Annotated in this window: 5 protein-coding genes; 1 reads left to right on the top strand and 4 read right to left on the bottom strand. The window is 61.2% G+C overall.

What is annotated here, in order from left to right; all coding sequences use genetic code 11:
- Window positions 1-577: 577 nt before the first annotated feature.
- Window positions 578-1,429, bottom strand: coding sequence for a CDP-diacylglycerol--serine O-phosphatidyltransferase (pssA, locus tag AOG28_RS14805; RefSeq protein ID WP_054556944.1), 852 nt, complete (start codon window positions 1,427-1,429; stop codon window positions 578-580).
- A gap of 209 nt (window positions 1,430-1,638) precedes the next feature.
- A complete protein-coding gene (ilvC, locus tag AOG28_RS14800; RefSeq protein WP_043337232.1) occupies window positions 1,639-2,655 on the bottom strand; it encodes a ketol-acid reductoisomerase in 1,017 nt (338 codons plus the stop codon).
- Between the two features lie 320 nt (window positions 2,656-2,975).
- Between ilvC and ilvY the strand changes: the two genes are divergently transcribed.
- The gene (ilvY, locus tag AOG28_RS14795) at window positions 2,976-3,905 is read left to right on the top strand and encodes an HTH-type transcriptional activator IlvY (protein ID WP_043337230.1); all 930 of its coding nucleotides are present in this window, start codon (window positions 2,976-2,978) and stop codon (window positions 3,903-3,905) included.
- Window positions 3,906-3,996: 91 nt separating this feature from the next.
- On the opposite strand, the gene ilvN is transcribed toward ilvY, so the two are convergent.
- The gene (gene ilvN / locus AOG28_RS14790) at window positions 3,997-4,488 is read right to left on the bottom strand and encodes an acetolactate synthase small subunit (RefSeq protein ID WP_043337227.1); all 492 of its coding nucleotides are present in this window, start codon (window positions 4,486-4,488) and stop codon (window positions 3,997-3,999) included.
- Complete coding sequence (locus tag AOG28_RS14785; protein ID WP_043337225.1) at window positions 4,488-6,212, bottom strand: acetolactate synthase 3 large subunit; 1,725 nt, start codon at window positions 6,210-6,212, stop codon at window positions 4,488-4,490. The genes ilvN and AOG28_RS14785 overlap by 1 nt, the downstream gene beginning before the upstream one ends.
- Window positions 6,213-6,272 lie beyond the last annotated feature (60 nt).

The following is a 6,272-nucleotide window of genomic DNA, read 5'->3' as shown; positions in this document are numbered from 1 at the left end:
ATATTTGGTGACCTTGTCACCACTCATCGGCAAGCGCTCACACGAATTACCTGATCATATTTTTAAAGAGCGTCGCTGTTAAGCGAGGAGGCATATTCTACCCGGAACGCTTGAGAAGTCAAGCACTTGATGATGAGTCAGTCGACTGCCTCTAAGCATCATCAAGCGGTGAGGAGCGTTGCTCGATCACCTGTTCCGTAAGGAGTGCGGCGTATTCTAGCGAATCGCCCGGGATTGTCAATCGATGATGTCGAAGCGGACTTCAAAAACATCAAGTAAAACAATCACCTGCAAACCTCTTTCACCGCTGGTAACGCCATGCGTCCCCGGCAGCGGATGCGTACTTTACGCACGAACCGCCGTGAGAGCAAGGGGTTTTTCAAGAGATTGTCATTCTCGGGACATACGGGTGACATCTCTGCTCTGCCTTTCTCTCCCCTCCTCATACTGCTTCTCTTTTCTTCTTGTCCTCGTCGCGCCGTTGCTTGCTGACATCTTCCCCCGGCCAGAAACGCATTCGACCCCGCCAGGAATGGCGGGGCCGAATATCGATCATCACATTGCTGACAGCTGACGCTTACTTGTTGCCGCGCAGCTTGCGCCCCAGCGCCATGATCGGGCCACTGGCGACATAGCAACCAAACAGGCCCAGCAGCATCACGGACGGCTCCAACGAGATGACCACGAAGGCCAGCACGATGGCGAGCAGCGCCACGAAGGGCACCGGCCCCTTGAGGTCGATTTCCTTGAAGCTGTAGTAGCGGATGTTCGACACCATCAGGATACCGGCAGCCGCGACCACGAAGACCATCAGCGACTTGAAGGCGAAGGTCTCGGCGTCGAAGTTGTGCATGGTCCATACGCAGCCGGCCACGAGTGCCGCCGCTGCCGGACTCGGCAGACCGATGAACCACTTCTTGTCGGTGGAGCCGATCTGGACGTTGAAGCGCGCCAGACGCAGCGCAGCGCCTGCCACGTAGACGAAGGCGGCGATCCAGCCGATCTTGCCGACATCCTGCAGAATCCAGCTGAAGGTGACCAGCGCCGGCGCCACGCCGAAGGACAGCATGTCCGCGAGGCTGTCGTACTCGGCACCGAAGGCGCTCTGGGTGTTGGTCAGGCGCGCCACACGACCATCCAGGCCGTCGAGCACCATCGAGACGAAGATGGCGATGGAGGCGTTGGCAAACTCCCCGTTCAGCGCACACACCACAGCGAAGAAGCCGGAGAACAGCGCGGAGGTGGTGAACAGGTTGGGCAGCAGATAGATGCCACGCCGACGAACGGGCTTGCCGTCCTCAATGGCTTCTTCCACGACTTCGCTGTCGTCGGTGAACTCCTCCACTACCTTGTCCAGCACTGAACTGCTGCGGCGTGTCTGTGCTTCGGGGGCTTCGTCTGCGCCGGGATGTCGATTTTCGTCAGTCATGGGATTCCTTGCATCATGCCTCGTCGTGGCAGGGTAACCACATTCTACACCTGCCAGTGAGCGCGAATAGTGGTGACACCCTAGCGGCCTCACCGTCGACTGTCACTTCCCTCTCCCATTCGATAGCGCTTATAGAGCAACAACGCAAGCGGGGCGCCCTCCTGATGGAGAGCGCCCCGCTCATTTCACGCCGGATCCAATAGGCAGGATCAGTTGCGTGACTTGTCGACCAGCTGGTTGGCAGTGATCCACGGCATCATGCCGCGCAGCTTCTCACCAGTCTGCTCGATCGGATGCTCGGCGTTCTGGCGACGACGGGCCGTCATGGACGGGTAGTTGGTGTTGCCTTCCTGGATGAACATCTTGGCGTATTCACCGCTCTGGATGCGCTTGAGTGCATTGCGCATGGCGACACGGGACTGCTCGTTGATGACTTCGGTGCCGGTCACGTACTCGCCATACTCCGCATTGTTGGAGATGGAGTAGTTCATGTTGGCGATGCCGCCTTCGTACATCAGGTCGACGATCAGCTTGAGCTCGTGCAGACACTCGAAGTAGGCCATTTCCGGTGCGTAGCCCGCTTCGGTCAGGGTCTCGAAGCCCATCTTGACCAGCTCGACCGCGCCACCACACAGGACAGCCTGCTCACCGAACAGATCGGTTTCGGTCTCGTCCTTGAAGGTGGTCTCGATGATGCCGGTACGGCCGCCGCCGACGCCTGCCGCGTAGGACAGAGCGATGTCCTTGGCCTGGCCAGTCGCATCCTGGTGGATGGCGATCAGGTCCGGGATACCGCCGCCCTTCACGAACTCGGAACGCACGGTGTGACCCGGTGCCTTCGGCGCGATCATGATGACGTCGAGGTCAGCACGCGGCACGACCTGGTTGTAGTGGACGTTGAAGCCGTGAGCGAAGGCCAGGGTCGCGCCCTGCTTCAGGTTCGGTTCCACCTGGTTCTCGTAGATGGCCTTCTGATTCTCGTCCGGCGCCAGAATCATGACCAGGTCGGCAGCCTTGACCGCTTCCTCGACTTCAGCAACCTTCAGACCAGCCGCTTCGGCCTTGGCCCAGCTGGAGGAAGAGCGACGCAGGGCTACGGTGACGTCGACGCCGGATTCCTTCAGGTTGTTCGCGTGGGCGTGGCCCTGGGAACCGTAACCGAGGATGACCACTTTCTTGCCCTGGATGAGGGAGAGGTCACAATCCTTGTCGTAATAGAGTTTCATCGTCATTGCTCCTGGCGGCTCACCCCGTCAGCGGGATGGCGTGAGATCTTGAAAGAGTGTCTGTTGTTCTTGCGACCCTTCCCGCGAGGGAAAGGCGTATGACAGTGTCCAGCGCCGACGGCCATCTGTCTCGGCCGCTCTGCGTCCTGGGGAGGTCGTGCGCCTTGGATCAAGGTCTGCCGTCCTCCTCCTGCGCGGCGATGAGTCCACCTTACCTGCACCTCGACATTGCGTAAAATGCTATATTTGCACCATCATATGCCATATTGCGCAATACAAGGCATTTCCCTCTACAGCACTCACCGACAGCGGACTCCGGCATGGACAATCGTCAACTCAAGCAATTCCTGACCCTCGCCGAAACGCTGCATTTCGGGCGCGCCAGCACAGCCTGCCACCTGAGCGCCTCTGCCCTGTCACGCGCCATCCGGGCCATGGAGGAAGAGCTGGGCGTCAGCCTGTTCGAACGCGACAACCGCAGCGTCGCGCTGACACCGGCGGGTGAACGCTTCCGTCGTCATGCTCGCGAACTCCTGAGTCAATGGGATGACATTCGCCAGTCACTGCTGGAAGACAGCGATGAACTGCGCGGCGAGCTCTCCCTGTATTGCTCGGTGACCGCCAGCTACAGCTTTCTCTACGAGATTCTGGCCACCTTCCGTGCCCGCCATCCGCATGTGGAGCTCAAGCTGCATACCGGCGACCCCGCCGTGGCGTTGGAGCGCGTCCTGATGGGCCACGAGGACCTGGCGATCGCCGCGCGCCCCGACGTGCTGCCTTCCCGTCTCGCCTTCACCGACTTCGCCGAGTCACCGCTGCGCTTCATTGCTCCGCGTCGTGATGGCCCCGGCCAGCAACTGGAAGGCATCGGCGAGGCGGACGATTCGGCGGCGGGCGACGACCACATCGACTGGACACGTGTGCCGATGATCCTGTCGGAGACCGGCCTGGCGCGCGAGCGCTTCGATGCCTGGTGCCACACACGCGGCATCAAGCCGCGCCTGTATGCCCAGGTCGCCGGCAACGAGGCCATCGTCAGCATGGTCGGACTGGGCTTCGGGATCGGCGTGGTGCCGCAGATCGTGCTCGACAATTCGCCGCTGGCCGACCAGGTGCGCATCCTTGATGTCGATCCGCCGCTGACCCCCTACAAGGTCGGCCTGTGCGTACAGGAAAAACGCCTGCGACATCCGCTGGTGCGCGCGTTGTGGGAGCAACTGCCCGGCTCGCCGCAGCGACCCGCTGACTGATACCTGGTAGCGAACCAACGAAAATGGCGCAGCAACGAAAACGGCGCCCCGAGGGGCGCCGTTCTTGTCTTGCGATTCCACCACCACCGTATTACAGGCTCAATACCTTCTCACCGCGGGCAATGCCGGAGACACCGGTACGTGCCACTTCCAGCACGCCTACCGGCTGCATCGCCGCCAGGAAGGCATCCAGCTTGCCACCGTCGCCGGTGATCTGGATGGTGTAGAGGCTCGGCGTGATGTCGACGATCTGGGCACGGAAGATGTCCGCCGTGCGCTTGATCTCGTCACGCTGGGCGCCCAGCGCCTTGACCTTGACCAGCATCAGCTCGCGCTCGATGTGGCTGCCCTCGGTGAGATCCACCAGCTTGACCACATCCACCAACTTGTTGAGGTGTTTGGTGATCTGCTCGATGACGCGATCTTCACCGACCGTGGTGACGGTCAGACGGGACAGGGTCGCGTCTTCGGTCGGGGCCACGTTGAGGGTCTCGATGTTGAAGTTGCGCTGTGAAAACAGGCCGACGACCCGTGACAGCGCGCCCGGTTCGTTTTCCATCAGAATGGAGATGATATGGCGCATCAGGTCCGCTCCGTCTTCGTAAGCAGCATGTCACGCATGGAGCCGAGAGGCACCTGCATCGGGTAGACGTGTTCACGCGGGTCGACATAGATGTCGAGGAACACCAGCTCGTCCTTGTTGCGGAAGGCTTCTTCCAGCGCAGGCTCGAGCTCCTCCACCGTGTGCACCTTGATGGCACGGAAGCCATAGGCACCCGCCAGCTGCACGAAGTCAGGCAGCGACTCCATATAGGAATGCGAGTGACGGGACTTGTAGTTCAGGTCCTGCCACTGACGCACCATGCCCAGCGACTGGTTGTTGAGGTTGATGATCTTGACCCCGATCCCGTACTGCTTACAGGTCGAGAACTCCTGCATCATCATCTGGAAGCTGCCTTCACCGGTGAACAGCACCACATCGTCTTCCGGGTAGGACATCTTGATGCCCATGGCCGCCGGGAAACCGAAGCCCATGGTGCCCAGACCACCGGAGGTGATCCAGCGGTTGGGACGCTGGAACTTGTAGTACTGGGCGGCGAACATCTGGTGCTGACCGACATCGGTGGCGACGAAGGCTTCACCACGCGTCGCACGGTGCACGGCTTCCACCACCTGTTGCGGCTTGAGCGGCTCACCCGGGGCGGACGGCTCATACAGCTTGCCTTCACGCTCGGCACGCCAGCCATCGATCTGGGACCACCAGGCCTCCAGTGCATCGGGGTTGGCCAGCTCGCGACCCTGCACAAGGCTGATCATCTCGTTGATCACGGCATCGGCCGGACCGACGATCGGTACATCGGCGCGCACGGTCTTGGAAACCGAGCTCGGGTCGATGTCGACGTGGATGATCTTGGCCGTCGGGCAGAACTTCGAGGTGTTGTTGGTCACGCGGTCATCGAAGCGCGCACCGATGCAGATGATCAGATCGGTGTGGTGCATGGCATTGTTCGACTCGTAGGAGCCGTGCATGCCGGGCCAACCCAGACACTGCCGATCGCCCTGCGGGTAGGCACCGATGCCCATCAGCGAGGTGGTGATCGGGAAGTTGAGGCGGCGCACCAGGTCAGTCAGCGCTTCGCTGGCACGCCCGGACACCACACCACCGCCGGTGAAGAACAGCGGGCGACGTGCCTTGAGCATCAGCTCGACGGCTTTCTTGATCTGGCCACTGTGGCCACGGGTGACCGGGCTATAGGAGCGCATGCGTACCTTCTTGGGGTAGCTGTACTCATAGCGTTCGGTCGGGGCGGTCATGTCCTTCGGGATATCGATGACGACCGGCCCCGGGCGACCACTGGAGGCCAGATAGAAGGCCTTCTTGATCACCTCGGGAATCTCGCTCGGGTGCTTGATCGAGAAGCTGTGCTTCACGATCGGGCGAGTCACACCGACGATGTCGGTTTCCTGGAAGGCGTCTTCACCGATCAGGTGGCTGGCGACCTGGCCACACAGCACGACCATGGGGATCGAGTCCATGTAGGCCGTGGCGATACCGGTGACGGCATTGGTCGCGCCCGGGCCTGAGGTGACCAGCACCACACCCGGCTTGCCGGAGGCGCGCGCGTAACCATCGGCGGCGTGGGTCGCGGCCTGCTCGTGACGGACCAGAATGTGCTGGACCTTGTCCTGGCGGAACAGGGCGTCATAGATATGCAGCGCCGCTCCACCGGGATAGCCGTAAATATATTCCACGCCCTCATCATGCAGGGCGCGGGCGATCATGTCAGCGCCGGAAAGCAATTCCACTTGGTTATTCTCCCCTGGAGGTCTCGAGTGCGTCCGGCGGCAATGCGCAAGCCGGATCGA

The sequence above is a fragment of the Cobetia sp. UCD-24C genome, assembly GCF_001306765.1.
In the GTDB taxonomy this organism is placed as follows: domain Bacteria; phylum Pseudomonadota; class Gammaproteobacteria; order Pseudomonadales; family Halomonadaceae; genus Cobetia; species Cobetia amphilecti.
The sequence above is the reverse complement of the archived record's forward strand: the minus strand, read 5'-3'. Positions and strand labels throughout refer to the sequence as shown.